25 protein-coding genes, 3 tRNA genes and 1 pseudogene are annotated in these 26,077 nt (G+C 70.8%); 24 read left to right on the top strand and 5 right to left on the bottom strand.

Annotated features, from left to right (window positions below; genetic code table 11):
• The first annotated feature begins 153 nt into the window (after nucleotides 1–153).
• From MKW14_RS30235 to MKW14_RS30175, 13 genes and pseudogenes are all read left to right on the top strand, one after another.
• Complete coding sequence (locus MKW14_RS30235) at nucleotides 154–549, top strand: NADH-quinone oxidoreductase subunit A (RefSeq protein WP_240867840.1); 396 nt, start codon at nucleotides 154–156, stop codon at nucleotides 547–549.
• On the top strand, nucleotides 540–1,322 hold the full coding sequence (locus MKW14_RS30230) for an NADH-quinone oxidoreductase subunit B (RefSeq protein ID WP_240867837.1): 783 nt from the start codon (nucleotides 540–542) through the stop codon (nucleotides 1,320–1,322). The genes MKW14_RS30235 and MKW14_RS30230 overlap by 10 nt, the downstream gene beginning before the upstream one ends.
• Nucleotides 1,319–3,049 carry an NADH-quinone oxidoreductase subunit C gene (locus MKW14_RS30225; protein ID WP_240867835.1) on the top strand — a complete coding sequence of 577 codons (1,731 nt, stop codon included), beginning with the start codon at nucleotides 1,319–1,321 and terminating at the stop codon, nucleotides 3,047–3,049. Before MKW14_RS30230 ends, MKW14_RS30225 begins: the two co-directional genes overlap by 4 nt.
• Nucleotides 3,046–4,014 (top strand): complex I subunit 1/NuoH family protein, encoded by a 969-nt coding sequence (locus MKW14_RS30220; protein ID WP_240867833.1) that lies wholly within the window; start codon nucleotides 3,046–3,048, stop codon nucleotides 4,012–4,014. The genes MKW14_RS30225 and MKW14_RS30220 overlap by 4 nt, the downstream gene beginning before the upstream one ends.
• Before the next feature lie 2 nt (nucleotides 4,015–4,016).
• Nucleotides 4,017–4,643, top strand: coding sequence for a NuoI/complex I 23 kDa subunit family protein (locus MKW14_RS30215; RefSeq protein WP_240867830.1), 627 nt, complete (start codon nucleotides 4,017–4,019; stop codon nucleotides 4,641–4,643).
• Nucleotides 4,640–5,332 carry an NADH-quinone oxidoreductase subunit J family protein gene (locus MKW14_RS30210; RefSeq protein ID WP_240867827.1) on the top strand — a complete coding sequence of 231 codons (693 nt, stop codon included), beginning with the start codon at nucleotides 4,640–4,642 and terminating at the stop codon, nucleotides 5,330–5,332. The genes MKW14_RS30215 and MKW14_RS30210 overlap by 4 nt, the downstream gene beginning before the upstream one ends.
• Nucleotides 5,332–5,730, top strand: a complete 399-nt coding sequence (gene nuoK / locus MKW14_RS30205; protein WP_240867823.1) for an NADH-quinone oxidoreductase subunit NuoK — start codon at nucleotides 5,332–5,334, stop codon at nucleotides 5,728–5,730. Before MKW14_RS30210 ends, nuoK begins: the two co-directional genes overlap by 1 nt.
• Complete coding sequence (locus MKW14_RS30200) at nucleotides 5,727–7,721, top strand: NADH-quinone oxidoreductase subunit 5 family protein (RefSeq protein WP_240867820.1); 1,995 nt, start codon at nucleotides 5,727–5,729, stop codon at nucleotides 7,719–7,721. The genes nuoK and MKW14_RS30200 overlap by 4 nt, the downstream gene beginning before the upstream one ends.
• Before the next feature lie 6 nt (nucleotides 7,722–7,727).
• The gene (locus tag MKW14_RS30195; RefSeq protein WP_240867819.1) at nucleotides 7,728–9,302 is read left to right on the top strand and encodes an NADH-quinone oxidoreductase subunit M; all 1,575 of its coding nucleotides are present in this window, start codon (nucleotides 7,728–7,730) and stop codon (nucleotides 9,300–9,302) included.
• Nucleotides 9,299–10,807 carry an NADH-quinone oxidoreductase subunit N gene (locus MKW14_RS30190; protein ID WP_240867816.1) on the top strand — a complete coding sequence of 503 codons (1,509 nt, stop codon included), beginning with the start codon at nucleotides 9,299–9,301 and terminating at the stop codon, nucleotides 10,805–10,807. The genes MKW14_RS30195 and MKW14_RS30190 overlap by 4 nt, the downstream gene beginning before the upstream one ends.
• A 193-nt stretch (nucleotides 10,808–11,000) precedes the next feature.
• Complete coding sequence (htpX, locus tag MKW14_RS30185) at nucleotides 11,001–11,864, top strand: zinc metalloprotease HtpX (protein WP_240867812.1); 864 nt, start codon at nucleotides 11,001–11,003, stop codon at nucleotides 11,862–11,864.
• Nucleotides 11,861–12,253 carry a YccF domain-containing protein gene (locus tag MKW14_RS30180; RefSeq protein ID WP_240867809.1) on the top strand — a complete coding sequence of 131 codons (393 nt, stop codon included), beginning with the start codon at nucleotides 11,861–11,863 and terminating at the stop codon, nucleotides 12,251–12,253. Before htpX ends, MKW14_RS30180 begins: the two co-directional genes overlap by 4 nt.
• Nucleotides 12,254–12,456: 203 nt before the next feature.
• Nucleotides 12,457–13,025 (top strand): annotated as a pseudogene (locus tag MKW14_RS30175) (SMI1/KNR4 family protein).
• Between the two features lie 25 nt (nucleotides 13,026–13,050).
• On the opposite strand, the gene MKW14_RS30170 reads toward MKW14_RS30175, so the two are convergent.
• On the bottom strand, nucleotides 13,051–14,310 hold the full coding sequence (locus MKW14_RS30170) for an APC family permease (protein WP_240867805.1): 1,260 nt from the start codon (nucleotides 14,308–14,310) through the stop codon (nucleotides 13,051–13,053).
• Between the two features lie 216 nt (nucleotides 14,311–14,526).
• Here MKW14_RS30170 and MKW14_RS30165 point away from each other — a divergent pair, with 216 nt between their 5' ends.
• Nucleotides 14,527–14,793, top strand: coding sequence for a GlsB/YeaQ/YmgE family stress response membrane protein (locus MKW14_RS30165; RefSeq protein WP_240867802.1), 267 nt, complete (start codon nucleotides 14,527–14,529; stop codon nucleotides 14,791–14,793).
• A gap of 132 nt (nucleotides 14,794–14,925) precedes the next feature.
• Here the strand turns inward: MKW14_RS30165 and MKW14_RS30160 are convergent, their stop codons facing one another.
• Complete coding sequence (locus MKW14_RS30160) at nucleotides 14,926–15,414, bottom strand: YajQ family cyclic di-GMP-binding protein (RefSeq protein ID WP_019756392.1); 489 nt, start codon at nucleotides 15,412–15,414, stop codon at nucleotides 14,926–14,928.
• Nucleotides 15,415–15,639: 225 nt separating this feature from the next.
• Here MKW14_RS30160 and MKW14_RS30155 point away from each other — a divergent pair.
• Nucleotides 15,640–15,721: transfer RNA gene (locus MKW14_RS30155), tRNA-Tyr, on the top strand.
• 220 nt (nucleotides 15,722–15,941) lie between these two features.
• On the opposite strand, the gene MKW14_RS30150 is transcribed toward MKW14_RS30155, so the two are convergent.
• Nucleotides 15,942–18,344, bottom strand: a complete 2,403-nt coding sequence (locus tag MKW14_RS30150) for an MFS transporter (RefSeq protein ID WP_240867800.1) — start codon at nucleotides 18,342–18,344, stop codon at nucleotides 15,942–15,944.
• 210 nt (nucleotides 18,345–18,554) lie between these two features.
• Here MKW14_RS30150 and MKW14_RS30145 point away from each other — a divergent pair, with 210 nt between their 5' ends.
• Together MKW14_RS30145 and MKW14_RS30140 are read left to right on the top strand one after the other, a co-directional pair.
• The gene (locus MKW14_RS30145; RefSeq protein ID WP_240867798.1) at nucleotides 18,555–19,028 is read left to right on the top strand and encodes an NUDIX domain-containing protein; all 474 of its coding nucleotides are present in this window, start codon (nucleotides 18,555–18,557) and stop codon (nucleotides 19,026–19,028) included.
• Between the two features lie 36 nt (nucleotides 19,029–19,064).
• Entirely contained in the window at nucleotides 19,065–19,277 is a 213-nt protein-coding gene (locus MKW14_RS30140; RefSeq protein WP_240867795.1) for a hypothetical protein, read from the top strand.
• Nucleotides 19,278–19,335: 58 nt separating this feature from the next.
• Here the strand turns inward: MKW14_RS30140 and MKW14_RS30135 are convergent, their stop codons facing one another.
• A complete protein-coding gene (locus tag MKW14_RS30135) occupies nucleotides 19,336–19,992 on the bottom strand; it encodes an SDR family oxidoreductase (RefSeq protein ID WP_240867792.1) in 657 nt (218 codons plus the stop codon).
• Between the two features lie 659 nt (nucleotides 19,993–20,651).
• Nucleotides 20,652–21,956, bottom strand: coding sequence for an amidohydrolase family protein (locus MKW14_RS30130; protein WP_240867789.1), 1,305 nt, complete (start codon nucleotides 21,954–21,956; stop codon nucleotides 20,652–20,654).
• A gap of 267 nt (nucleotides 21,957–22,223) precedes the next feature.
• On the opposite strand from MKW14_RS30130, the gene MKW14_RS30125 reads away from it, so the two are divergent.
• From MKW14_RS30125 to MKW14_RS30095, 7 genes are all read left to right on the top strand, one after another.
• A tRNA-Thr gene (locus MKW14_RS30125) sits at nucleotides 22,224–22,296 on the top strand.
• Nucleotides 22,297–22,342: 46 nt separating this feature from the next.
• Nucleotides 22,343–22,415: transfer RNA gene (locus MKW14_RS30120), tRNA-Met, on the top strand.
• An 89-nt stretch (nucleotides 22,416–22,504) separates the two neighbouring features.
• Nucleotides 22,505–22,669, top strand: a complete 165-nt coding sequence (gene rpmG / locus MKW14_RS30115) for a 50S ribosomal protein L33 (RefSeq protein ID WP_003948671.1) — start codon at nucleotides 22,505–22,507, stop codon at nucleotides 22,667–22,669.
• Nucleotides 22,670–22,877: 208 nt separating this feature from the next.
• Nucleotides 22,878–23,330, top strand: a complete 453-nt coding sequence (locus tag MKW14_RS30110; protein WP_240867786.1) for an FAS1-like dehydratase domain-containing protein — start codon at nucleotides 22,878–22,880, stop codon at nucleotides 23,328–23,330.
• A gap of 2 nt (nucleotides 23,331–23,332) precedes the next feature.
• Nucleotides 23,333–23,761 (top strand): MaoC family dehydratase, encoded by a 429-nt coding sequence (locus MKW14_RS30105; protein ID WP_240867782.1) that lies wholly within the window; start codon nucleotides 23,333–23,335, stop codon nucleotides 23,759–23,761.
• Nucleotides 23,762–23,926: 165 nt separating this feature from the next.
• The gene (locus tag MKW14_RS30100; RefSeq protein ID WP_240867779.1) at nucleotides 23,927–24,496 is read left to right on the top strand and encodes a TetR/AcrR family transcriptional regulator; all 570 of its coding nucleotides are present in this window, start codon (nucleotides 23,927–23,929) and stop codon (nucleotides 24,494–24,496) included.
• A gap of 108 nt (nucleotides 24,497–24,604) precedes the next feature.
• The gene (locus tag MKW14_RS30095) at nucleotides 24,605–26,047 is read left to right on the top strand and encodes a DHA2 family efflux MFS transporter permease subunit (RefSeq protein WP_240867776.1); all 1,443 of its coding nucleotides are present in this window, start codon (nucleotides 24,605–24,607) and stop codon (nucleotides 26,045–26,047) included.
• Nucleotides 26,048–26,077: the final 30 nt, after the last annotated feature.

Here is a 26,077-nt window from a genome sequence, read left to right as displayed (position 1 = left end):
TCGGCCGCCCCCGTCCGCTGGGGAAAACCCCACCTCGGCATCACGTGCCGATCTCAAGGCCTGACGGGCTGCTTACCGTCCCTTTATCAGGGCCTAGACTCCCTGCGTACAGATCGTCGAACAGCAGCGAGTGAAGCGAGTGAGGGGACGGACGTGCGGGAACCGACCGTCGTCATCGCGGCGGGCTACTTCCGGTCGTACTCGGTCGTCGGACTGCTCGCCGTGGTCGGCGTGCTCTTCGTGGCCGTCGCCTTCGGCGCGGGCCGCCTGCTGCGGCCGGTGGTCCCCACCCCGGAGAAGCTCCTGACGTACGAGTGCGGGGTCGACCCCGTCGGCGAGGGCTGGGCCCACACCCAGGTCCGCTACTACGTCTACGCCTTCCTGTACGTCGTCTTCGCCGTCGACTCGATCTTCCTGTTCCCCTGGGCTACGGTCTTCGCCGCCCCGGGTTACGGCGCGACGACCCTGGTCGAGATGTTCATCTTCCTCGGCTTCCTGGCCGTGGGGCTGCTGTACGCATACAAGAAGGGCGTTCTGGCATGGACGTGAGGCCAGACACCGACGTCACCGCCGCCGAGGGGCAGCCGCCGGTTCTGCCACCGGAGCAGCGGTTGCCGGAGCAGCCGGTTCTGTTGCCGGAGCCGAAGCGGCTCGGCGCTCTCGCGCGCCTCGCGCCCGAGCCGATGAAGGTGATCCTCAACTGGGGCCGCCGCTACTCCCTCTGGGTCTTCAACTTCGGCCTGGCCTGCTGCGCGATCGAGTTCATCGCCGCGTCGATGGCCCGCCACGACTTCATCCGCCTCGGCGTGATCCCCTTCGCCCCGGGCCCGCGCCAGGCCGACCTGATGGTCGTCTCGGGCACGGTCACGGACAAGATGGCCCCGGCTGTGAAGCGCCTGTACGAACAGATGCCGGAACCGAAGTACGTCATCTCCTTCGGCGCCTGCTCCAACTGCGGCGGCCCCTACTGGGACTCCTACTCCGTCACCAAGGGCGTCGACCAGATCATCCCGGTCGACGTCTACGTCCCCGGCTGCCCACCCCGCCCCGAAGCCCTCCTCCAGGGCATCCTCAAACTCCAGGAGAAGATCGCCAGGGAGTCCCTGGGCGAACGGTACGGCGCGGTCGACACGGGTGGCCGGGCGTCGGTGGGGGCGCTGCAGAGCGGGTTGGTGAGGGGGCCGGCTTCTGGCACACGGGCCTCATCAGAGGCCGGGACTTCGTCTTCGGAGGCCGGTGTTTCCGATGCCGACGCCGACGCCGATTCCGCTGCCGATGACTCTCCGGCTTCCGACCCTCCCGCTGCAGAGGAGGGCCGATGAACACGGTCGGCTGGCTTCCCGCCCCGGTCGAGGAACTGTTCGGTACGGAGGCCACGGCGGACCTGTCCTATGACGTCCTGACCGTGGACGTACCGCCCGCCTCCTGGCTCACCGCGCTGGCGGTGGCCCGTGACCAACTGGCCTGCACCTACTTCGACTGGCTGAGCGCGGTCGACGAACCCGGCACGGGCTTCCGTGTCTCCGCACACGTCGTGGCCCTCGCCCCGGTCCGCCGCCTCCTCCTGCGTACGACGGTCCCGCACGAGGCGCCTGCGCTCCCGAGCGCGGTGAACCTCTACGCGGGCGCCGCATGGCACGAACGCGAGACCCACGAAATGTTCGGCGTGACCTTCGAAGGCCACCCGGCACTGGACCACCTCCTCCTCCCGGAGACCTTCGAGGGCCACCCCCTCCGCAAGGACTTCGTCCTCGCCGCCCGAGTCGCCAAGGCCTGGCCCGGCGCCAAGGAGCCCGGCGAATCCGACCACGGCGGCCCCAAACGTCGCCAGATGCTCCCCCCGGGCGTCCCCGACCCCAACGAGTGGGGCCCCCTGAAGGGCCAACTCCCCCCGGCCCCGTCCCGCCCCACCCGAGCAGCGGGCCGCACGGCAGCGGACCGGACTGCGCCAGACCGCCCGACCCGTACCGCAGCCGACCGCCCGCCCCGCCGAACCCGCTCGGCATCCGAAGGCTCCGCCAGCCAGACAAACACCCCCACGGAGAAGCCCGAGCCTCCAACGCCGGCACCCAACCCTCCGACGTCCGCCACACGCCGCACCCGCACGACAGCCGAGGGCTCGGCGAGCCAGACGCCAGGCGCGTCGGGGGCAGGCCCGCGGCGTGCGCGTTCGGCGGCTGAGGGCTCGGCGAGCCAGACGAGGACGTCGGAGGGGGCAGAGTCCCGGCGTGCGCGTTCGGCGGCTGAAGGTTCGGCGAGTCAGGCCGAGACGGTGGTCGGCAAGACCCCCGCTGCAGATGCCCCGTCGACCACCACACCCCGGCGTGCGCGTTCGGCGGCTGAAGGTTCGGCGAGTCAGGCCGAGACGGTGGTCGGCAAGACCCCCGCTGCAGATGCCCCGTCGACCACCACACCCCGGCGTACCCGCTCGGCGACCGACGGTTCCGTGAGTCAGACGGCGGCGGGCACCCAGAGCGCGGCGGAGGGGTCAGCGCCTCGGGCTGAGGACGTGACGCCTGCCGCCGAGCCCGCAACCCCCGCAGCCGAGGCCGCCGAGCCCGCAGCCGAGGCCGCCGAGCCTGCAGCCGAGGCCGCCGAGCCCGCAGCCGGGGCTGCCGAGTCCCCGACCGGCGCCTCGGAGCCCCCTGCCTCTGAGCCCCCCGCCCCAGCGGCGCCCACCGCCCCCCGGCGGTCGCGGAGTTCGAGCCAGGGCTCGGCGAGCCAGCGGGGCTCGGCGTCGACCGACCAGGGCGCCCGGTCACGGCCCACCTCGACCACACCCGAACCGAAGGCGCCCACGGCCCCGCGCAGCCCGGACGCTCCCTGGCACCACGCCCGCCCAGCCTTCGACGACCCCGCCCCATCCGCCCGCCCGGCCCCCAAGCCCCGGCCGCAGGAGGGGGCCGACCAGCCGACCCCCGCTCCGGCACCGGAGCCGACCACCCCCGAGCAGACCGGACAGAACAGGCCCGCGTCACAAGAACCCGCCCGCGACACCCCCAGCCCCGACACCCCCAGCCCCGAAGACCCCGCAGGAGGCACGCAGTGAACGGCGCTCTCGACGTCGCCCTGCGACTCCTGGTCGTGTTCGTCGTCTTTCTCACCTTCCCCCTGATCGTCGGTCAGACCGAGCACAAGGTGATGGCCCACATGCAGGGCCGCCTCGGCCCGATGTACGCGGGCGGATTCCACGGCTGGGCCCAACTCGTCGCCGACGGCGTGAAGTTCGCCCAGAAGGAAGACGTCGTACCGGCCGGCGCCGACCGCCGCGTGTTCCAGCTCGCCCCCGCCGTCGCCCTCCTCCCGTACCTCGTCGTCCTCCTCGCCATCCCCATCGGCCCCGGCGAGGGCGCCGTCGGCCAGGTCCTGGACGCCGGCATCTTCTTCGTCCTCGCGGTGATGGGCGTCGGCGTCCTCGGCTCCCTCATGGCCGGCTGGGCCTCCGCCAACAAGTTCTCCCTCCTCGGCGGCCTCCGCACCGCCGCCCAGCTCCTCGCCTACGAGCTCCCGATGCTCCTCGCCGCTGCCTCCGTCGCGATGGCGGCCGGCACCGTCTCCCTCCCCGGCATCCTCGACGCGTTCCACTGGTGGTGGCTGCCCTGGCAGATCGTCGGCGCCGTCGTCTTCTTCGTCGCCGGACTCGCCGAACTCCAGCGGCCGCCCTTCGACATGCCCGTGGCCGACTCGGAGATCATCTTCGGCGCCTACACCGAGTACACCGGCCTCCGCTTCGCCCTGTTCCTCCTCGCCGAGTACGCCGGGATCATCGTCCTGTGCGGCCTGACCACCGTCCTCTTCCTCGGCGGCTGGCACGGCCCCTGGGGCGCCGACGGCCTCGGCTGGGTGTGGACCCTGTTGAAGACGGCCGTCCTCGCCTTCGTCGTGATCTGGCTCCGCGTCACCTACCCCCGCCTGCGCGAGGACCAGCTCCAGAAACTCTCCTGGACTCTCCTCGTCCCCCTCTCCCTCGCTCAGATCGCCCTCACCGGCATCGTCAAGGTGGTGATCCAGTAGCCATGGCCGAGCCCGTCCCGTCCACCCGGCGTGGCGTTGCCCCGCCGGCCCGGCCCCGCTTCCCCGGCTCCGGCCTGGCCAAGGGCCTGGCCGTCACCCTCCGCACGATGACGAAGAAGACCGTCACCGAGCAGTACCCCGACGTCCAGCCCGACCTTCCGCCCCGCACCCGAGGCGTGATCGGCCTGTTCGAGGAGAACTGCACGGTCTGCATGCTGTGCGCCCGGGAGTGCCCGGACTGGTGCATCTACATCGACTCCCACAAGGAGACCGTCCCGCCGGCCGCCCCCGGCGGACGCGAGCGCAGCCGCAACGTCCTGGACCGCTTCGCCATCGACTTCTCCCTGTGCATGTACTGCGGTATCTGCATCGAGGTCTGTCCTTTCGACGCCCTGTTCTGGTCACCGGAGTTCGAGTACGCCGAGACCGACATCCACGAACTCACCCACGAACGCGACAAGCTCCGCGAGTGGATGTGGACGGTCCCGGCCCCGCCCGCTCTCGATCCCGGCGCGGAGGAGCCGAAGGAGATCGCCGCCGCCCGCAAGACCGCCGAGAAACTGGCGGCGGCGCAGACGGAGCCGACCGAGCCGCAGGGACCGACCGAGCCGCAGGGAGAACAGCCGTGACCCTCTCCGCCGCGGAACACGGCTTCCTCTCCCCGACCGGAGTCGAGATCGCCTTCCTCCTCGTCGGCCTGGTCACCTTCGGCGCCGCGCTCGTCACCGTCACCACCCGACAGCTGGTGCACGCCGCCCTCTGGCTGGTGGTCACCCTGGGTGGTCTGGCCGTCGAATACCTCCTGCTCACCGCCGAGTTCATCGCCTGGGTGCAGGTCCTCATCTATGTCGGTTCCGTCGTCGTGCTCCTCCTCTTCGGTCTCATGCTCACGAAGGCCCCCATCGGCCGATCGCCGGACGCCGACTCCGGAAACCGCTGGGCCGCCCTCACCGTGGCCGTCGCCGCGGCTGCCGCCCTGGTCTGGGTCGTCGTCGACGCCTTCCGCACGACCTGGGTCGACCTGGACGGCCCCGCCTCCGGATCCACGGCCGTGACCGGCGCCAGCCTGTTCCAGAACTGGGTCCTTCCCTTCGAGGCCCTCTCCGTCCTCCTCCTCGCCGCACTGGTCGGCGCCATCGTCCTGTCCCGCAAGGCGAAGGCCGAGTCGAGCTCTCCCCCTGTGAACTCCCGGGCCGTGACCGGTGGTTCCCCATCCGTCCCGGATTCCCGGAATCACCCGATCGGGGGACAGGCCCCCGCCGGGCAGTCGAAGTCCGCCGTGCAGCAGAGCCCGGCCGAGCAGGAAGGCGCCCGCTGATGCACCTCGCCTATCCCGCCGTGCTGGCCGCCCTCCTCTTCTGCACGGGCCTGTACGGAGTCCTCGCCCGCCGCAACGCGATCCTCGTGCTCATGTCGGTCGAGCTGATGCTCAACGCCGTCAACCTGAACCTGGTCGCCTTCGACGTCTGGCTCAGCCGGACCACCCGGGACACCCTGCACTCCGGTCAGGCCCTGACCCTGTTCACCATCGCCATCGCCGCCGCCGAGATCGGCATCGGCCTGGCGATCGTCCTCGCCGTCTACCGCAACCGCGGCACCTCGGACATCGACAAGCTCCGGGACACCGCCGAGGGCCACGAGACCGACGGCCCCGACAGTGACGCCCTCGCGGCCGAGCAGGCCGGCCGGGCCGGGAAGACCGAGGCCACCGCGTGACCACGACCACCCTCGCCGTCCTCGTCCCCCTCCTGCCCTTCCTGGGGGCGGTCGCAGGCCTGCTGCTGGGCCGTACGACTCCCGGCTTCGTCCGGCCGCTGGCCGTTGTGCCGACCCTCGCGGCCCTCGTCCTCGCCGTCCTCGTCGCGGCGGACCAAGGCGGCGGACGGGCCGTCGACGCGGCCACCGAGCTGACCCCCACCGGCTCCGTCCCGATCGAGCTCTCCCTCCACCTCGACGGCTTCGCCGCTCTCGTCGCCGTCCTGGTCGGCGTGGTCGCGACCTGCGTGCAGATCTACTCCACGGGCTACCTCCGCGACGACCCGCGCTACCCCTCGTACGCCGCTCTCGTCTCGCTGTTCACCTCCGCGATGCTGCTCGTCGTCTACTCCGGCGACCTGATCGTGCTGCTGGTCGGCTGGGAGATCATGGGCATCTGCTCCTACTTCCTCGTCGGCCACTACTGGGAGACCCCGGAGGCCCGTGCCGCCTCCATCAAGGCCTTCCTGGTGACCAAGCTCGGTGATGTCCCCTTCCTGATCGGTCTGTTCGCGCTCGCCACCGAGACCGGCTCCTTCCGCATCACCAAGGTCCTCGGCGCCGTCGCGCACGGCGGACTCGGCCACCCGACCGTCATCGCCCTGCTGCTTTTGGCAGGCGTGGCGGGCAAGTCGGCGCAGTTCCCGCTGCACAGCTGGCTTCCCGACGCGATGGCGGGCCCGACGCCCGTCTCCGCACTGATCCACGCGGCGACCATGGTGGCCGCCGGTGTCTACTTCGTCGCCCGTCTCCTCCCCGTGTTCGAGGCCAGCCGGGCCGCGATGGTCGTCCTCGCCGTCATGGCCGCCGTCACGATGCTCGGCTCCGGTCTCGCCGCGCTCGCCCAGGACGACATCAAGCGGGTCCTCGCCTACTCGACCATCGGCCAGCTCGGCTACATGACCGGCGCCCTCGCCGTCGGCGAGCGCGGGGCCGCCGTCTTCCACCTCCTCACGCACGGCGCCTTCAAGGCACTGCTGTTCCTGGCCGCCGGCGTCGTCATCCATGCCGCCGGCACCAACTCGCTGGCCGCGATGTCCCGCGTGAGCAACCTGCGCGACCGCGTCCCAGACGCCTTCTGGACCATGACCGTGGCGCTGCTCGCGCTCGCCGCGATCCCGCCCTTCAGCGGCTTCTTCTCCAAGGAGTCCGTCCTGGGCGCCGCCGAGCACGTCGTCACCGGCCACACCGAGCACGTCCCCGCAGCCTCCGGCTGGATCACCCTCGTCGCCGGTCTGCTCACGGCCCTGCTCACCGCCGCGTACGCGACGCGCCTGTGGCTGCTGGCCTTCCACGGCCGAGGCGCCGAGGCCCCCGACCACGGCAGGCAACCCCTCACCATGACCGTCGTGCTGTGGGTGCTCGCCGTGCCGTCCCTCGCGCTGGGCGGGTTCACCTTCCGCCTGCTGCCGGACTGGTTCGACGGCCACGACCTCACCCCGACCCTGACCACCTCCGTCGTCGGCACGGGACTGGCCCTGGCCGGCGTCATCGTCACCTACGCGGCCTGGCGCCACACCACCGCCCTCGCCGCCCGCGTTCCGCTGGGAGCGGTCGCGGCCCACCCCGAGGGCGACGCCGGGCTGGTAGAGGCCGAGGCGATCGCCAGCCACGCGCCCGCGTACGGGGGAGTGGCCCACGCGCCCGATCCCGCCGACCCCGGACGGCTGCTGCTCGGTCCCCTGCACCGGCACGCGGCCGTCGGCTTCCACCTCGACGCCGTGTACGCGACCCTCTTCGTCCGCCCGGTCCAGGCCGGAGCGAGCCTCGTGCGGTTCCTGGACCGCGAGGTCGTCGAGACATACGTACGCGGTGCGGGCGCCCTGCCCCGGCTGCTCGGAGCCGCCGTACGCCGTGCCCAGACCGGCAATGTGCAGACCTATGTGAGCGCGCTGCTCGCCGGCACCGTCGTCCTCGCGGTCGCCGTTCTCCTCGTCGCCACGGGAGCGTGAGCAGGCGTGATCGATATCAACGAGTCCGTGATGCAGTTCCTTCTGGCGTTCGTCGTCGTCGCCCCGCTCCTCGGCGCGGTCGCGGCTCTCCTGCCCGCACCGCCCGGACTGAAGGGGAAGTCGCCCGGGCAGGCCGTGCTCCGGCACGGCGTCACCGTGACCGGCGCGGTCCTCATCGCGACGATCGTCCTCGCGCTCGGCTTCGACCACGACCACCCGTCGAAGATGCAGGCCACGACCGACATCAGCTGGATCCCCGCACTCGATGTGCGCATCCACCTCGGCATCGACGGCATCTCCCTCCCCCTTCTGGTCCTGACCGCGCTGCTGACCTTCCTCTGCGCGCTCTACTCGTACTTCAAGATGCCCGCGGGCCCGACCCCGAAGGCCTTCGTCGCCCTGCTGCTCGTCCTCGAGTCCGGCACGCTCGCGACCTTCGCCGTCCTCGATCTGCTGCTGTTCTTCCTGGCGTTCGAGATGGTGCTCATCCCGATGTACTTCCTCATCGCCCGCTGGGGCGGCGAGGGCAGGACCCGGGCCGCCTGGCGGTTCATCCTCTACACACTGCTCGGTTCGGTCGTCATGCTGCTCGGCCTGCTCCTGATCGGGATCAAGGCCGGCACCTTCGACATGGTGGCACTCGCCACTGACAACGGCCGGTCACTCACCACATCCGTGCAGGTCATCGCCGTTCTGGCGATCGGGATCGGGCTCGCGGTCAAGACACCGATGTGGCCGCTGCACAGCTGGCTGCCCGACGCCCACACCGCCGCCCCGACCGTCGGTTCGGTCCTGCTGGCCGGTGTCCTGCTGAAGATGGGTACGTACGGGTTCGTCCGGATCCTCCTCCCGATCGCGCCGGACGGCTTCCACACCTTCGCCCCCTATCTCGCCGCCTTCGCCGTCGTCGGCATCATCTACGGATCCCTGGCCTGCCTGGCCCTCGCCAAGCAGGGCGCCAAGGGCGACCTCAAGCGGCTCATCGCCTATTCCTCCGTCGGCCACATGGGCTTCGTCCTGCTCGGCATCGCGACCATGACCCCGACCGGCGTCAACGGCGCCCTGTTCGCCAACATCGCCCACGGCCTCATCACCGGCCTGCTGTTCTTCCTGGTCGGAGGGCTCAAGGACCGCACCGGCACGACCGACCTCGACACCCTCGCCGAGGAGAGCGGCGCCGCGCTCTACGGCAAGGCCCCCCGCCTCGGCGGCCTCCTCGCGTTCGCCGCGGTCGCCTCGCTCGGCCTGCCGGGACTGGCCGGGTTCTGGGGCGAGATGCTGGCCCTGTTCGGCGCCTTCAAGCCGGCCGCGGACCTCAGCCGCCCCGCCTTCCTCACCTTCATGGCGATCGCCGCCTTCGGCACCCTCCTCACCGCCGCGTACATGCTCGTCGTCGTCCGCCGCGTCTGCATGGGCGCCGTACCGCAGGAAGCGCCGGAACTCGCCGACGTCCACACGTACGAGTTCGCGGCCTGGACTCCGCTCGTCGCCCTCACCGTCGTCGCCGGGCTGTGGCCCAGGGCCCTTCTCGGCCTGACCGACCCGGCCGTGCAACAGCTCCTCGCAGGAGGCACCCGATGAGCGCCCTGGCCGCGAACCTCGTCCAGTCCGTCGACTGGCTCGCCATCGCGCCCCCCACCATCGCGGCGGCCGTCGGACTCGTCGTCCTCGTCGCCGACCTGTTCGTGCCCGAGGCACGCAAACCGCTCCTCGGCTGGGTCTCCGTCGCAGGCCTCGCCGCAGCCGCAGTGATGCTCCTGCCGCTGCTGGACGGCGACCGTGCCACCTTCTGCGTGAACGGCACGCACGCGTGCAGCTACACCGCGGACCGCTTCACCCTGGTCATCCAGTTCCTGGTCCTCGGCGGAGCCCTCCTGGCCGCCCTGCTGTCGGTCACCACCCTCAAGGACGCGGACAGACAACTCCCCGAAGGGGAGTACTGGTTCCTCCTGCTGTCCTCCGCAGCCGGCGCCGCCCTCCTGCCCGCCTCCCGCGACCTCGCGACCCTCGTCGTCGCCCTGGAGGTCGCCTCCCTGCCGGCCTTCGCCCTCGTCGGCATCCGGCACGGCGACAAGAAGTCCTCGGAAGCCGCCCTGAAGTTCTTCCTGTCGTCGGTCACCGCGACCGCCGTCAGCCTCATGGGCATCAGCTTCGTGTACGCCTCCACCGGCACCCTCTACCTCACCCAGGTCGCCGACCGCATCCAGCACGTCGACGGCCAGCTCCACACCCTCGCCCAGACCGGCGTCGTCCTCACCCTCGTCGGCTTCGCCTTCAAGACCGCCGCCGTACCCTTCCACTTCTGGGTCCCCGACACCTATGTAGGAGCCCCGCTCCCGATCGCCGCCTACCTGTCGGTCGTCGGCAAGGCGGTCGGCTTCACCGGCCTGATCCTCGTCACAGTGGTCGCCTTCCCGTCGTACGCCGACGTCTGGGGTCCCGCACTCGCCGCCCTGGCCGCCCTCACCATGACCGTCGGCAACGTCGGCGCCCTGCGCCAGCAGGCCACGCGCGCGTACAGCGCCGTACGCCTCCTCGCCTGGTCCTCGGTCGGCCAGGCCGGCTACCTCCTCGTACCGATCGCCGCGGCCGCCTACTCGAACGACGCCGAACGCTCCATCGGCTCCACGGTCGCCTACGCCCTCATGTACGCAGCCGTGAACCTCGGCGCCTTCGCCGTGGCCGCACTGGTGGGCCGCACCAGGACCGCCAACCGCATCACCGACTACCGCGGCCTCTACGCCACGAACCCGTTCGCCGCCCTCCTCCTGGCCTTCTTCCTGCTCTGCCTCGCCGGACTGCCCCCGGGCATCATCGGCCTGTTCGCCAAGGTCACCGTCTTCTCCGCCGCCGTGAACGCGGGCCTGGGCTGGCTGGCCGTCGTCATGGCCGCCAACGTCGTGATCGCCCTCTTCTACTACCTGCAGTGGACGGCCCTGCTGTTCCGTGCCCCCGAGGGCGAGCCCGTCAGACACCGCCTCCCGGCGCCCCTCACCGCCGCGATCACCCTCACCGGCGTCCTCGGCATCGCCCTCTCCGGAGCCCCCCAACTGGTCCTGCGATTCGCCGGCACCGGCCTCTTCTGAACCTCCGCCGGGCCCGTCACCCGCACGGCCGAGGCATGCCGCCGTACGCACAAGGGAACTAGTGACCCGCGCCTGGCGTTGAGCTGGGCGGGAGGATCCACTGGACGTGTCACCACGGGCCAGTGGCGTCAACGACAGCAAGCACGATCCGCAAGCAAAGGGTTCCCCTGCTGCACGACTTGGAGGGCGTACCGTGCACCGCCGGCACAACGGGCTAAGGACCGCAGTACTCCTCGGAGGACTGTCCGCCCTCATCATCGTCATCGGCAGCTTCTTCGGCCGCATGGGGCTCGTCGTAGCGGTTCTCGTCGCGCTGGGCACGAACGCGTACGCGTACTGGAACAGCGACAAACTGGCTCTACGCGCGATGCGCGCGCGCCCGGTGAGCGAGTTCGAGGCCCCTGCCCTCTACCGCATGGTCCGCGACCTCTCCACCCAGGCCCGCCAGCCCATGCCGCGCCTGTACATCTCCCCGACGGAGGCCCCCAACGCCTTCGCCACGGGCCGCAACCCCCGCAACGCCGCCGTGTGCTGCACGGAAGGCATCATGCGCCTCCTGGACGAGCGCGAACTGCGCGGAGTCATCGGCCACGAGCTCAGCCACGTCTACAACCGGGACATCCTCATCTCGTCGGTCGCCGGAGCCCTCGCCTCGGTGATCATGTTCCTGGTCAACTTCGCCTGGCTGATCCCGATCGGCCGTTCGGACGACGACGACGGCCCCGGCATCCTCGGCATGCTGCTCATCATGATCCTGGGCCCGCTCGCGGCCACCCTCATCCAGCTGGCGATCAGCCGCTCACGCGAGTACGAGGCCGACGCCTCCGGCGCCCAGCTGACCGGTGACCCGCTCGCCCTCGCCAGCGCGCTGCGCAAGCTGGAGACGGGCACTCAGCAGCTGCCGCTGCCGCCCGAGCCGCGCATCGAGACCGCGAGTCATATGATGATCGCGAACCCCTTCCGTCCTGGTCAGGGACTCTCCAAGATGTTCTCGACACATCCGCCGATGGCGGACCGCATCGCCCGCCTCGAGAAGATGGCAGGTCGCCCCCAGTGAAAACCATCCTGAACGTCATCTGGCTGGTCCTCAGCGGCTTCTGGCTGTTCCTCGGTTACGTGGCCGCGGGACTCCTGCTCTGCATCACGATCATCGGCATTCCCTTTGGAATCGCCGCGTTCCGTATCGGCGTCTACGCCCTGTGGCCCTTCGGGTACACCACGGTCGAGCGCCGTGACGCCGGTGCGCCCTCATGCGTGGGCAACGTCCTGTGGCTGGTCCTCGCGGGCTGGTGGCTGGCGCTGACGCACATCGTCACCGGCATCGCGCTGTGCATCACGATCATCGGCATCCCGTTCGGCATCGCCAATTTCAAGCTGATCCCGGTTTCCCTGCTGCCGCTCGGCCGCGAGATCGTACGCACGGACGAGCCCTTCGCGACCCGCTGATCGCCTCGCCCCTTTCGGCAACACGGCACACCCCTGCTCCTCCTACCCGCGGCCCGAACGGAAGACCGGCGGCTTCGCCGGACCCCCGCCCGGGCCGCCGCGTTTTCCACAGCCGATTTTTTCCACAATCCCGAGGTTTTCCACAATCCCGAGGTTGTCCACAGGCCCGCCCGATTGTCAGTGGCGGCTTGCATCATGAACCCATGACCGAGAACGAGCAGTTGCTGGCACGGGTGGCCGCCAAGGCACGCAACACCCGCCCCTGGGGCTGGCCTTCCCTCCCCGAGCCCGCCGACGAGGCGACGCTGGCCCGCGCCGAGGCCGCCCTGGGCTTCCCCCTTCCTCACTGCTCTCCGACCTGTACCTGCGGATAGGGGACGGCGGATTCGGCCCGGAATACGGCCTGTTGCCCCTGCTCGACAGTTCGCCGGCCGGTGAGCCCGCCGCCGTGGTGCAGTACCTGGCCAACCGCGACAGCGGCCGCAAGGACCCCGACTGGCCCTGGCCCGAGGGCATCCTGCCGATATCCCACTGGGGATGCGCCATGTACGCCTGCGTGGACTGCCGCTCCCCGCAAGCCACGGTCCTGCTGTTCGAGCCCAACCCGGGCGACCCCGACCATGCCTGGTTCGTGGACACCCCTGACCTCGCGGACTGGCTGAGGGCCTGGGTCGACGGCACAGGCTGGTACGACGTGATGGACGACGAGTTCCAGATGCCTGCCTGGACCGACTTCCGCATACGTACGGCGGCGCAGGCGCCGACCTCCTGACGCCGCCCCCGCACTCGACGACCGCCTACGTCTCGCGCCGCCCCGTCACCCGCCGACGCATCCCGTACGCCAGCGCACCCACCGCCAACACCGCCGCGCCCACGACCGTCGAGACGCCCGGCAGCGAGAACGCCAGTACCACGCAGCCGACGAGTCCCACCGCCGGCAACAGGCGCGCCTTCGGGGCCGGATCGAGGGTCCAGGCGGAGGCGTTGGCCACGGCGTAGTACGCCAGCACACCGAAGGAGGAGAACCCGATCGCGCCCCGGACATCCACCGTGGCGGCCAGGACGGTGACGACCGCGCCGACAGCCAGTTCGGCCCGGTGGGGCACCTGGAAGCGCGGATGCACGGCCGACAGCGCGCCGGGCAGATGCCGGTCCCGTGCCATCGCCAGCGTCGTCCGTGAGACACCCAGGATCAGGGCGAGCAGCGAACCCAGCGCGGCCACCGCGGCACCCACCCGCACGACCGGGACCATCCCCGGCACCCCGGCAGCCCGCACCGCCTCGGCCAGCGGGGCCTCCGCCCGCCCGAGACCATCCGCCCCCAGCACCGAAAGGACGGCCACCGCCACACACACGTAGACCGCGAGCGCGATGCCCAGAGCCACCGGGATGGCTCGGGGGATGGTGCGCGCAGGATCCCGTACCTCCTCACCGAGGGTCGCGATGCGGGCGTATCCCGCGAACGCGAAGAACAGCAGACCGGCCGCCTGCAGCACCCCGCCCACACCGCCCGACGTCCCGACGCTCAGGCGCGCGGCCTCGGACGTCCCCGACCCCAGGCACACGACCACCACGGAAGCGAGGACCGCCAGCACCACCGCCACGATCGCCCGCGTCAGCCAGGCGGACTTCTGGATGCCGCCGTAGTTCACCGCCGTCAGCGCCACCACGGCGGCGACCGCCACGGCATGAGTCTGCGCAGGCCAGACGTAGGCGCCCACGGTCAGCGCCATCGCCGCACAGGAGGCCGTTTTCCCGACGACGAACGACCAGCCCGCGAGATAACCCCAGAACGCACCCAGCCGCTCGCGCCCGTACACATACGTGCCGCCGGAGGCCGGATACCGCGCGGCCAGCCGCGCCGACGAGGTGGCGTTGCAGTACGCGACCACGGCGGCGACCGCCAGGCCGACCAGCAGCCCCGAACCTGCGGCGCGTGCCGCCGGCCCGAGAGCGGCGAAGATGCCCGCCCCGACCATCGAGCCGAGCCCGATGACCACGGCGTCCCCGACACCCAGGGTGCGGCGTAGCTCGGACGCGGCGCCGGAATGCGTCATGTCCGGCACCCTACTGATCGCCGCAACCGAGGAGTGCCGCCGTGACGTCCTCTATCCCAACAGAGCACGAACAGGCGCGCGACGAGCCGGTCGTACGGACCGACCGGCACCCGGCCCGCGCGCCACGGACGCACGACGCGCGGCGCACAGCAGGTCCGCACCGAAATCACACCGTACGGACAGTGCAAGCACAGTGCGGAGGGGCAGGTTCACGGCATGACGATCATCAGCTGGATCATTCTGGGGCTGTTGGCCGGGGCCATCGCCAAGTTCCTGCTGCCGGGCCGCGACCCGGGCGGCTTCATCGGCACGACGCTCATCGGTATCGCGGGCGCCTTCATCGGCGGCTGGATCTCGGCCCGCTGGCTGGACCATCCGATCACCAAGAACTTCTACGACGGCGCCACCTGGGCAGCGGCGATCGGCGGCTCGCTGGTCCTGCTGATCGTCTACCGCATCCTGTTCGGCAACTCGCGCGACTGAGCACCACCGAGTACACCCCCGGACCGCAGCCAGCAGGGGAGAAGGGTGGGCACCGACGGGTGCCCACCCTTCTCGTACGCCGGAGAAGTCAGCGACTGCCTGATGTCGCCGACGTCACCTGTCCCACCGGTGTCACCGGTAGTTCACGAACTGGAGCGCGAAGTCGAAGTCCTTGCCCTTCAGAAGGGCGATGACGGCCTGCAGATCGTCCCGGCTCTTGGAGCTGACCCGCAGCTCGTCCCCCTGGACCTGGGCCTTCACGCCCTTCGGACCCTCATCGCGGATGATCTTCGCCACCTTCTTCGCGTTCTCCTGGGAGATGCCCTCCTCGATCGACGCGAAGATCTTGTACTCCTTGCCCGAGAGCTGGGGCTCGCCCGCGTCCAGCGCCTTCAGGGAGATCCCGCGCTTGATCAGCTTGGACTGGAAGACGTCGAGGACGGCCTTGACCCGGTCCTCTGAGTTCGCCTCCATGAGGATCTTGTCACCGGACCACGAGATCGAGGCTCCCACGCCCTTGAAGTCGTAGCGCTGCGAGATCTCCTTGGCGGCCTGGTTGAGGGCGTTGTCGACCTCCTGCCGCTCGACCTTCGAGACGATGTCGAAACTGGAGTCGGCCATGTCCTGTGGCTCCTTGTATCGGGGTAGGTGTGGGGTGCGGATCGGCGGGCGTGGGGGTGACCGCCGAGCCCGGCGTGTTGCCCGGGCTGCATCCGCACAAGCCTAGCCACCCCTGGTCCTCCGAGCGCAGATCAATCGGGTGGCGAAGCACCCCTCGGCATCGGGTATTGTTTACGTCGTTGCCACGGAGCACCGCCGAAAAGCGGTTCGAACGGCAGCAACCCCGGCGGTGTGCCCGAGCGGCCAAAGGGAGCAGACTGTAAATCTGCCGGTTCTACCTTCCCAGGTTCGAATCCTGGCGCCGCCACGCTGAGAGAGACCCCCTCCATTCTGCGGAGACGCAGAGCGGAGGGGGTCTTTGCGTGCAGGCGGTGGGTGTGGACGGCGGATGTGGGCTGCGCGGGCCGGGCTGACCGCCCCGCCCGGTGGGCGGCCGGGCAGTCCCGGTCGGCCACCCTCGCCCGCCCGCTTTCGCCCGCCCACCTCCGCCCGCCCACCCTCGCCCGCCCACCTCCCCCCTCCCTGAACTACTCCGGGCTGTGCGTGAGTTCGATGTCGTGTTCGTCGGCGTCGCTTCCCGAGACCGTCACCGTCGCCGCGCGCGGCGGGTACCCCGTCGCGATGACCGTGTACGCGCCGCTGTCCAGGTCGGAGAAGGCGTAGGCGCCGTCCAGGTCGGTGCGGGTCGTGGCGATCACGTTGCCCGCCGCGTCGACGAGGGTCACGCGGGCGTCGCTCAACGGGGCGCCGCCTCCGCGGACCGTGCCCCGGACGTGGGCGCCCGGCCGGAGTTCCACCTCGACCCGCGTGGCGCCCGTGGAGCCGATCTCGACGGGCAGGGCCAGCGGCCGGTGCTTGGGGGAGTTGACGGCCAGGGTCACCGTTCCCGGCACCAGGTCGGTGACCGTGAACTCGCCCAGCACGTCCGTCCGTCCGGTGGCCAGCACCTCCCCGCGCACATCCGTCACGATGACCACCGCGTCGGCGACGGGCGCCCCGCTGTCCGCGGACCGCACCAGACCGGCGAGTCCACTGGTGCCGCTCAGCAGGACGTCGTACGACACCGGGACGTCCGTGACGACGAGCGTCGAGGCCTGAGGCTGGAACCCCTCGGCGGAAGCGATCAGCACGTACGAGCCGGCGCTGGGCGCCTCGACGCCGTACGAACCGTCCTGCCGCGAGACCGACCGGCTCAGTTGTTCGCCGCCGAGGGAGATCAGGGTGACCGCGGCGGTGGCCACCGGTACGCGCTCGGTGGCGAAGACGTGCCCGGTCACGGGGATCCCGCCGGCGTTCGGGCGGGCGAGCGGGCCGAGGCCGTCCCCGGTGCCCGAGTCCGACGGGACTCGACCGAGCGTGTCCATGCCGGCGCCGCCCACCGACGAGTCGTACGCTGCCGCACCGACGACCGCGCCTGCCGGGCTCGGTGCCGCCACCACTGCGGCGCCCGCAGCCGCCGTAGCTCCACTGCCCGACGCACCCTCGACCGACGTCCCGCCGCCAGAAGCCGTAGCCACGTGCCGCGGAATGAACGAAGCCACCGCGAACGCCAGCAGAGCGGCGCCGCCGCCCACCGCGAGGACCGTCTTGAAGCCGTTCTCGGAGGGGACGGAGAGGGGGCCCAGGCGGGTGGTCATCTGGGAGAGGATGACGCCGGCGACGGCACTGGCGGTCGAGGTGCCGATGGACCGCATCAGTGTGTTGAGGCTGTTGGCCGCGCCGGACTGCGAGGGCGGCACGGCGCCCATGATGAGCGAGGGCATCGCGCCGTACGTGAAGCCGATACCGGAACCGATGACGCAGGAGACCAGTACGAACTGCCAGACCTCCGACATGAGCAGGATCTGCAGGCCGTAGCCGGCCGCGACGATCAGGGACCCGAGCATCAGGCTCGCCTTCGGGCCCTTCGCCTTGGAGAGGGCGGCGGAGACCGGCGCCACCGCCATCATCACCAGACCCGACGGGGCCATGACCAGACCGGCGGTGAGCAGCGACTTGCCCAGGCCGTAGCCGGTCGCCTCAGGCAACTGCAGCAGCTGCGGAAGCACCAGGGACATCGCAAACATGCCGAAGCCGAGGGCGACCGAGGCGAGGTTGGTGACGAGCACCTGGCGGCGCGCGGTGGTGCGCAGGTCGACCAGCGGCTGCTCGGCCCGCAACTCGTACCAGCCCCACAGCAGCAGTACGACGACGGACGCGCCGAACAGGCCGAGCGTGGTGCCGCTGTCCCAGCCCCAGTCGCCGCCCTTGGAGATGGGGAGAAGGAGACAGACCAGGCCGGCGGCCATTCCGACGCCCCCCACGACGTCGAAGCGACCGCCCGTGCGCACCTTGGACTCCGGCACCACGAACAGAACCAGCAGCAGCGCCAGGACCCCCATCCCGGCCGAGCTCCAGAACAGCACGTGCCAGTCGAAGTTGTCGGCGATCAGCGCGGCCGCGGGCAGTCCGAGCGCCGCGCCCACACCGAGCGAGGCACTCATCATCGCGGTGGCCGAACCGAGGCGTTCCGCGGGAAGTTCGTCCCGCATGATGCTGATGCCGAGCGGGATGACACCGCCGGCCGCGCCCTGCAGCGCCCGCCCGATGATCATCGGGGTCAGCGAGTCGCTGAGCGCGGCCGTCACCGAACCCGCGACCAGCAGCACCAGGCTCGTCAGAAGCAGGCGGCGCTTGCCGTACATGTCGCCGAGCCGCCCCATCATCGGGACGGCGACGGCCGCGGCGAGCAGCGTGGCCGTGACGGCCCAGGCGGTGTCGGACGCCGGGGCGTTCAGGAGCTTCGGCAGCTCCGGGACGATCGGGATGACCAGGGTCTGCATCAGCGAGACCACGATCCCGCCGAGTGCCAGGACCGCTACGACGGCTTTGGCCCGCGGCGCTGCGGACACCACCCCGTCGTCGGCGGGTCGGGGGAGTGCGTGGGACATGGTCGGGCCTCCGTGGGCGACGTTGGGCATCGGGCGTGCACGACCCGACAACGCTAAGTCAGTTGATTGACTTAAGCAAGAAGGGGTCAGGCGGGCACGGCAGTCGGATTTCGTGAGGGCCCAGTGGAGGACCGACGGGAGACCCGGCGGAGGAGACCCCCAAGGGATCCCGGTCCGCGAGCGGGGTCGGAATGCGGGTATGTACGGCCCATGGGCCGCACCGATTACTTCCACGACCCGGACGCCCCGCCGGCCACCTCCGTGGTGCCCGCCGTCGTCGCCTTCGTACGGGACGACGCCGGGCGCATCCTCCTGGTCCAGCGCGCCGACAACGGCCGCTGGGCGCTGCCCGGAGGCGGCCACGACCTCGGCGAGTCCATCAGCGACACGGTCGTGCGCGAGGTGTGGGAGGAGACCGGGATCCAGGTCGAGGTCGTCGACCTGTCCGGCATCTACACCGACCCCGGGCACGTCATGCGGTACGACGACGGGGAGGTCCGTCAGCAGTTCAGCCTCTGCTTCCGGGCCCGCCCCACGGGCGGCGAACTGCGCACCAGCAGCGAGACCACCCAGGTCCGCTGGGTCGACCCGGACGCCCTCTGCGAACTCGACATCCACCCGACCATGCGCCTGCGCATCACCCACGCGGCGGACCGGACGCGCACGTCCCCCTACATCGGCTGACGATCAACTCGGCGGGGACCGGGGCACACTGACCCCATGTCCACTCGTCGCAGACACTGCCCCGAATGCCGGCGCGAGATCGCCGTCGTCGCCGGCCGGTTCGCCCGGCACGACCCGCCCGGCACCCGCGGGACCGGCGGACTGGTCTCCTGCCCCGGCTCGCGCCGACCGGCCCAACCGGACGCCGCCCAACCGTCGTTGGACGGCTACGTCATCCCCGAGATGCCCGGCCAACTGCCCCTGTTCTGAGCCACATCTGATCGTTTACGACCGCCTGCTCGGCCGGGACCTCCCGCGTCCGCCATCCTCAATTCCCGGCGACCGACTTCACCGCCACCGAGACCGGCGTCGCCCCGCCGACCAGCTCCAGGGTCAGCCCCGCCGTCGCGGGAGTATCCACCAACTCCGCCAGTACGGCGGCCACATCGTCGCGCGGGATCGCACCGCGGCCCGTGTCCGCCTCCAGCCGTACGAGACCGGTGCCGGCGTCGTTCGTCAGCGAACCGGGGCGCAGGATCGTCCAGTCGAGCGCGTCCAGACTCCGGACATACGCGTCCGCCGCGCCCTTCGCCCGCAGATACACGTCGAACACGTCGTCCCCTCGGTGCGCCGGATCGGCTCCCATGGACGAAACGATCACATGCCGTCGTACGCCCGCCCGAACCGCCGCGTCCGCGAACAGGACCGCCGCCCCCTTGTCCACGGTGTCCTTACGGGCCACTCCGCTGCCGGGACCTGCGCCCGCCGCGAAGACCGCCGCGTCGGCGCCGCGCAGGCACTCGGCGACCTCCTCGACCGAGGCCGACTCCAGATCCAGCAGCACCGGTTCGGCGCCGGCCGCTCGCAGGTCGTCGCCCTGCTCGGCGTGCCGGATGATCCCCGCGACCTCGTCTCCGCGCGCGGCGAGCAGCCGCTCCAACCGCAGCGCGATCTGACCATGACCTCCAGCGATGACAATGCGCATGTCTCCGACCGTACGCCCGGACGGCCGCATCCGCCGCACGACTTGAGCCACGCCCCAGGGCGCACGCCCGCAGCGCAGGCGCGGGGCCGAGGGGGCTGGGAGTACAGGGGGCCATCCAGGCGCGTGGCGGGCGCGCGGGTGAGGCGTACGAGCGGGCATTGTGCCCGCCAGGCGGGCGAGCTGATGCGTGTGCGCCGGGTGCGCACCGGTTCGGATTGCGCGCGCCCAGCACACGGTCCTGTCGCGTGTGCGCCGGGCGCCTGAGCTCAGCGCCGCGTGCGCCTGGCGCGTACGCGGACAGCGTGCGCTCGGAGCGCGTGAGCTGTGGCTGCCCGCGCCCTGTCGGCGAGGGCAGGCGGGGGTGCCGCCCGCGAACGCTCAAGCCGCACGCGGCTCACAGCGCTGACACCCACGCCGGGGGCGTGTGCTGACAGCACGCAGACCCACATCGCACACCCCAGCCCGCCATGCACGCCCCGAGCGCGCCCCCACTTCGTGCGCCCCCAATGCACACGCACGCTCCGGCGTACGCCCGTCAGCGCAACATCCAGTGCCCCACAACCCCCGGCAATCCGGGGGCAGGCTCCTGCGGCTGCCCCGTTCCCAGCACGCCCTCCCGGCCGCCCCTCCCAGCAGCCCCCTCCCGGCTGTCCGCCCCCTCATGACAACCCACGCCCCTGCCGAGGCAACCCCAACTCCACCGCGGCGGCGGAGCTGCAGTACTCCCGTACCGCGCTGGTGCGGGCCACCACGCGCCCCCGGTGCACCACGATCCGGCTGTACGCGAGGGACAGGGCACCGGGCAGCGAGTCCCCCCTCACCGCCAGCAGTTCGGCCGGGAATCCGGCCTCCACGCGGACCTCGGGCAGGCCCAGGACCGCACGCGCCGACGAGCTGATCGCGTCGTACGCGTCCTCGGGGCGCAGGCCATAACGAGAGGACAGCAGGTACGCGGCCTCCAGGGGATCACCGCGGCCGACCGGATTCGACACGTCCCGCAACGCGCCGCTGCCCGCCGCGACGCGCACCCCGGCAGCGCGCAGCAGCCGTACCGGAGCCGTGCCGCGGTGGTCGGTGGCACCGCAGCCGCCCTGGGGGAGGCACACCACCGCCACCCCGGCGGCGGCGAGCTGGTCGGCGGTGCGGGTGGCCGCCTCAGTGGGGAGACGGGCCAGGGCGCCGCACGGCCCGAGGGTCACGCCCGGCCGTAGCCCCCCGGCCATCGCGGCGAGACGGGCGAGGCGGGCCGGGTCGGCGGCGTCGGTGTGCAGGTCCACGGGACAGCCGTGCTCGGAGGCGACTTCCAGGACCGCCTCCACATACCCCGTCGGATCCGGGTCCAGGTCCGGGCAGCCGCCCACCACGGACGCCCCCATCTTCACGGCGTCCCGCAGCACGGCCAGTCCGTCGGCCCCGGCGACCCCGGTCAGCAGCCGCGGCATCGCCACGGCGCTCAGTTCCGTCAGCCCGCGCAGCGAACGCCGGGCCTGCAGTACGGCGGCCAGCGCGCCGAGACCCTGCACGTCACCCACGCGCACGTGTGCCCGCGACGCGGTCGCCCCGTGCCCGAGCTGCAGCAACGCGGCCTCGGTGGCCCGGCGTTGGACGTCCTGGGGGTCGTGGGAGGCAGGGCCGTCCCCGTCGGCCGAGAGGGCGGTGTCGCCGTGGATGTGCGGTTCGGCGGGGGCCGGCAGGAGCAGATAGCCGCTGAGATCCACACGCGCACCACACGCGCGCGTACCGCCCACCGCCAGGCTCCCCGCCGTACCGACCGCCTCGATCCGCCCACCGCCGAGCCGTACGTCCACGGTGCGCCCATCGGTCAGCCGCGCCCCGGACAACAGGAGCGCCCCCGAATCACTCGGCCCCGAGGAACCCAAGGGCCCTGATGCACCAGACGACGAAGACGAAGACGACGACGAAGAAGACGACGAGTGGGGCGGCTGCGGCTGGCTGTCGGGCATCGCGCTCCAGGGGCTCGGGACTGCGCTGGGGGACGCAAGATCACGCAGAGTGAGTCGAGCCTAGGGTGGCGATCCGCCCATGACGGGGAGGAGCGCAATAGTCGTACTGGTGTGGTCCGCCGTACGAAAGAGGCCTGGAGAGGCTGGTGGGAGGGCGGTCGGACGGGCCGCGGCGCACCCCACCCCCACCGACCGGACAGGCCGGTACGGGGGCCGCGAAACGGATTTGGGTGAACGGCGGCGGACCGTGTAATGTCTTCATCGCTCGCCCCAATAGCTCAGTCGGCAGAGCGTCTCCATGGTAAGGAGAAGGTCTACGGTTCGATTCCGTATTGGGGCTCTGGTGTGTGAGGTTCCCGTCGCGAGGCGGGAACGGATCGCATCGCAGCGGTGTAGCTCAGTCGGTAGAGCAAGCGGCTCATAATCGCTGTGTCACCGGTTCAAGTCCGGTCACCGCTACTGACAGTAGCCGATTGCGGGGTCGGTCCTTCGATCGGCTATTCTTCTATGCGTTAAACCGTCCCATCCGTTCGTCAAGGAGCACTCACGTGGCTGCCACCGACGTCCGCCCGAAGATCACGCTGGCCTGCGTGGAGTGCAAGGAGCGGAACTACATCACCAAGAAGAACCGGCGCAACAACCCGGACCGTCTTGAGATGAAGAAGCACTGCCCGCGTTGCAACGCGCACACCGCGCACCGCGAGACGCGATAAATCAGGCTCGTTCGCGAGGCCGCCCCCAATAGTCGGGGGCGGCCTCGCGTCGTTTGAGCCTCGGTTACCGACCGGTTCCGACTGGTCACAAGCCACCGGCCATAGGCCACAGACCACCGGCCACAGACCACCGGCCACAGACCACCGGCCACCGGCCGCCGAGCCACCCCGCACACACCAGGCAGACATCAGCAGGAGGTAGCGAGCCATGGCGCTCGACCAGTCCTTCGTGGGGCGGAGCTACCCGCCCACCACCCCCTATGAGGTGGGCCGGGAGAAGATCCGCGAGTTCGCCGAGGCGGTGGGGGACACCAACCCCGCGTACACGGACCCGGAGGCGGCCAAGGCGCTCGGTCACCCCGACGTCATCGCCCCACCGACCTTCGTGTTCTCCATCACCTTCAAGGCCGCCGGACAGGTCGTCCAGGACCCCCAACTCGGCCTGGACTACAGCCGCGTGGTGCACGGCGACCAGAAGTTCTCCTACGTCCGCCCGGTGCGGGCCGGCGACCGGCTCACGGTCACCTCCACCATCGAGGCGATCAAGTCCCTGGCCGGCAACGACATCCTCGACATCCGGGGCGAGGTCCACGACGAGGCGGGCGAGCACGTGGTGACCGCATGGACGAAGCTGGTCGCGCGCGCGGCAGAGGAGGCGTGAGCATGACGGCGAAGATCGCATACGACGACGTCGAGGTCGGCACCGAACTGCCCGCCCAGTCCTTCCCCGTGACCCGTGCCGCGCTCGTCCAGTACGCGGGCGCCTCCGGGGACTTCAACCCGATCCACTGGAACGAGAAGTTCGCCAAGGAGGTGGGCCTGCCGGACGTCATCGCGCACGGCATGTTCACGATGGCCGAGGCGATCCGGGTGGTCACCGACTGGGCCGGCGACCCGGGCGCGGTCGTCGAGTACGGCGTCCGCTTCACCAAGCCCGTCGTCGTCCCCAACGACGACCAGGGCGCCCTGATCGAGGTCAGCGCCAAGGTGGCCGCCAAGCTCGACGACAACACCGTCCGCGTGGACCTCACCGCGACCAGCGCCGGCCAGAAGGTGCTGGGCATGTCACGGGCGGTCGTACGCCTGGCATGAGACACACGTGCGTGCCGCACACGCGCGTGCCACACGTGCGTGCCACACGTGCGTGCCGCACAGCGCGGGCCGCACACGCGCGTGGCGCGAGTAAGGGGCGCCTCCAACGGAGGACGCCCCGTCCCCCCTTGACGTAGTTAGTGATTGAGTACTAACTTACTCCTCATGGCAAGGATGAGCGCAGAAGAGCGACGCGAGAGCGTCATCCGCGCGGCGACCGCCGAGTTCGCCCGCGGGGGCTACTACGGCACCTCGACCGAGGCGATCGCCAAGCGGGTGGGCGTCTCGCAGCCGTACCTCTTCCGGCTCTTCCCGGGCAAGAAGGCGATCTTCCTCGCGACCGCCCAGCGCTGCGTGGAGGACACCATTCGCACGTTCGAGGAGGCGGCCAAGGGGCTGGAGGGCGAGGAAGCCGTCCGGGCCATGGCCAACGCGTACACGAAGGTCATCGCCGAGCGGCCCGAGATGCTGCTGATGCAGATGCAGATGTACGTCACGGTGGCCGCCGCCGAGCAGGCCGGCGACCACGAGCTCGGCGAGGAAGTGCGAGCGGGCTGGATGCGCCTGTGGGACACGGTTCACGTGCCGCTGGGCGCGGACGTCGGCGAGACGACGACGTTCCTGGCGTACGGCATGCTCATCAACTGCCTGGTGGCCATGGGTTTCCCGCCCGAGCACAGGGTATGGGAGGGCCTCTACCCGGAGGCCCAGCTCAAGGGCCGCCTGGAGAAGTAGACCAAGCGGAAGGCGCGTACGAACGCGCATTCCCCTACCCGCAAAACTTAGTGATCAATAACTAATCAAAAAACCGGCACCACCCAACCACAGCCCTCTGGGGGAGCGATGTCAGAGCAGCACACCGCAACACCGCACCATCGCGGGGGAACCGTCTGGGCCCTCGTCATCACCAGCGTCGCCGGATTCATGGCGGCCCTCGACAACCTGGTGGTCACCACCGCCCTCCCCTCGATCCGCAAGGACCTCGGCGGAGCCCTGGGCGACCTGGAGTGGACGGTCAGCGCCTACACCCTCACCTTCGCCGTCCTCCTCATGTTCGGCGCGGCCCTGGGCGACCGCTTCGGCAGGCGCCGTATGTTCCTCGTCGGCCTCACCGTCTTCACCGGCGCCTCCGCCGCGGCCGCCATGGCCACCGGCATCGACTCCCTGATCGCGGCCCGCGCCGTCCAGGGCGTCGGCGCGGCGATCATGATGCCGCTCACCCTCACCCTGCTCACCGCCGCCGTCCCGGCCGCCAGGCGTGGCATGGCCTACGGCATCTGGGGTGCCGTCAACGGCCTCGCCGTGGCCTCCGGCCCCCTCATCGGCGGCAGCCTCACCGAGCATGTCTCCTGGCACTGGATCTTCTGGCTCAACGTCCCGCTGGGCATCGCGGTCCTGCCCCTGGCCCGCCTCCGCCTGAACGAGTCGTACGGCACCGGTGCCCCCCTCGACATCCCCGGCACCCTCCTCGCCAGCGGCGGCCTCTTCGGCATCGTCTACGGCCTGGTCCGCGGCCCGGCGGACGGCTGGACCAGCTTCCTCGTCCTCACCGGCCTCTTCGCCGGCGCCGCGCTCCTGACCGCCTTCGTCCTCTACAGCCTGCGCGCCAAGAACCCGATGCTCCCGATGCGACTGTTCCGCTCCCGGGCCTTCTCCGGCATCAACGCGGCCAGTCTCCTGATGTTCCTCGGCATGTTCGGCTCGATCTTCCTGCTCAGCCAGTTCATGCAGGGTGTGCTCGGCTACTCGCCCACCGAGGCGGGACTGCGGATGCTGCCCTGGACCGGCATGCCGATGCTGGTGGCGCCCATCGCCGGCATCCTCTCGGACCGCATCGGCGGCCGCCCCGTAGTGGCGACGGGCCTCTTCCTCCAGGCTCTCGGCCTCGGCTGGATGGCGACCGTAGTGACGCCGGGCGTCTCCTACGCCACGCAACTGCCCGCCCTGATCGTCAGCGGCATCGGCATGGGCCTCTTCTTCGCCCCCGCCTCCAACCTGGTCATGTCCAGCGTCCGCCCCAGGGAACAGGGCGTGGCCTCCGGCGCGAACAACGCCCTGCGCGAAGTGGGCGGCGCGCTGGGCATCGCCATCATGTCCTCGATCTTCTCGTCGCAGGGCGGCTACGCCACCGCCCAGACCTTCGTCGACGGCCTGCAGCCGGCCCTGGTCACCGGCTCGGCAGTCGTGGCCGCAGCGGCCGTGGCGACCCTGCTGATCCCGAGGAGGAGCACGGCGAAGACCACGACCTCCTCGAAGAAAGCAACTCCGGAGCTGGAAACGGTCTGACCCGAGAGCCGCCGATGGCCCCGTCCCAAG

Source organism: Streptomyces gilvus (genome assembly GCF_022513565.1).
Taxonomy (GTDB): domain Bacteria; phylum Actinomycetota; class Actinomycetes; order Streptomycetales; family Streptomycetaceae; genus Streptomyces; species Streptomyces gilvus.
This window is presented reverse-complemented; position numbering and strand designations above follow the sequence as displayed.

Bases quoted from the DNA above. Each gene is read 5' to 3' on its own strand.
- MKW14_RS30230 (WP_240867837.1), top strand. From the start codon at position 540: ATGGACGTGAGGCCAGACACCGACGTCACCGCCGCCGAGGGGCAGCCG.
- MKW14_RS30225 (WP_240867835.1), top strand. From the start codon at position 1,319: ATGAACACGGTCGGCTGGCTTCCCGCCCCGGTCGAGGAACTGTTCGGT.
- MKW14_RS30215 (WP_240867830.1), top strand. From the start codon at position 4,017: ATGGCCGAGCCCGTCCCGTCCACCCGGCGTGGCGTTGCCCCGCCGGCC.
- nuoK (WP_240867823.1), top strand. From the start codon at position 5,332: ATGCACCTCGCCTATCCCGCCGTGCTGGCCGCCCTCCTCTTCTGCACG.
- MKW14_RS30190 (WP_240867816.1), top strand. From the start codon at position 9,299: ATGAGCGCCCTGGCCGCGAACCTCGTCCAGTCCGTCGACTGGCTCGCC.
- MKW14_RS30170 (WP_240867805.1), bottom strand. From the start codon at position 14,310: ATGACGCATTCCGGCGCCGCGTCCGAGCTACGCCGCACCCTGGGTGTC.
- MKW14_RS30165 (WP_240867802.1), top strand. From the start codon at position 14,527: ATGACGATCATCAGCTGGATCATTCTGGGGCTGTTGGCCGGGGCCATC.
- MKW14_RS30160 (WP_019756392.1), bottom strand. From the start codon at position 15,414: ATGGCCGACTCCAGTTTCGACATCGTCTCGAAGGTCGAGCGGCAGGAG.
- MKW14_RS30150 (WP_240867800.1), bottom strand. From the start codon at position 18,344: ATGTCCCACGCACTCCCCCGACCCGCCGACGACGGGGTGGTGTCCGCA.
- MKW14_RS30145 (WP_240867798.1), top strand. From the start codon at position 18,555: ATGGGCCGCACCGATTACTTCCACGACCCGGACGCCCCGCCGGCCACC.
- MKW14_RS30140 (WP_240867795.1), top strand. From the start codon at position 19,065: ATGTCCACTCGTCGCAGACACTGCCCCGAATGCCGGCGCGAGATCGCC.
- MKW14_RS30135 (WP_240867792.1), bottom strand. From the start codon at position 19,992: ATGCGCATTGTCATCGCTGGAGGTCATGGTCAGATCGCGCTGCGGTTG.
- MKW14_RS30130 (WP_240867789.1), bottom strand. From the start codon at position 21,956: ATGCCCGACAGCCAGCCGCAGCCGCCCCACTCGTCGTCTTCTTCGTCG.
- MKW14_RS30110 (WP_240867786.1), top strand. From the start codon at position 22,878: ATGGCGCTCGACCAGTCCTTCGTGGGGCGGAGCTACCCGCCCACCACC.
- MKW14_RS30105 (WP_240867782.1), top strand. From the start codon at position 23,333: ATGACGGCGAAGATCGCATACGACGACGTCGAGGTCGGCACCGAACTG.
- MKW14_RS30100 (WP_240867779.1), top strand. From the start codon at position 23,927: ATGGCAAGGATGAGCGCAGAAGAGCGACGCGAGAGCGTCATCCGCGCG.
- MKW14_RS30095 (WP_240867776.1), top strand. From the start codon at position 24,605: ATGTCAGAGCAGCACACCGCAACACCGCACCATCGCGGGGGAACCGTC.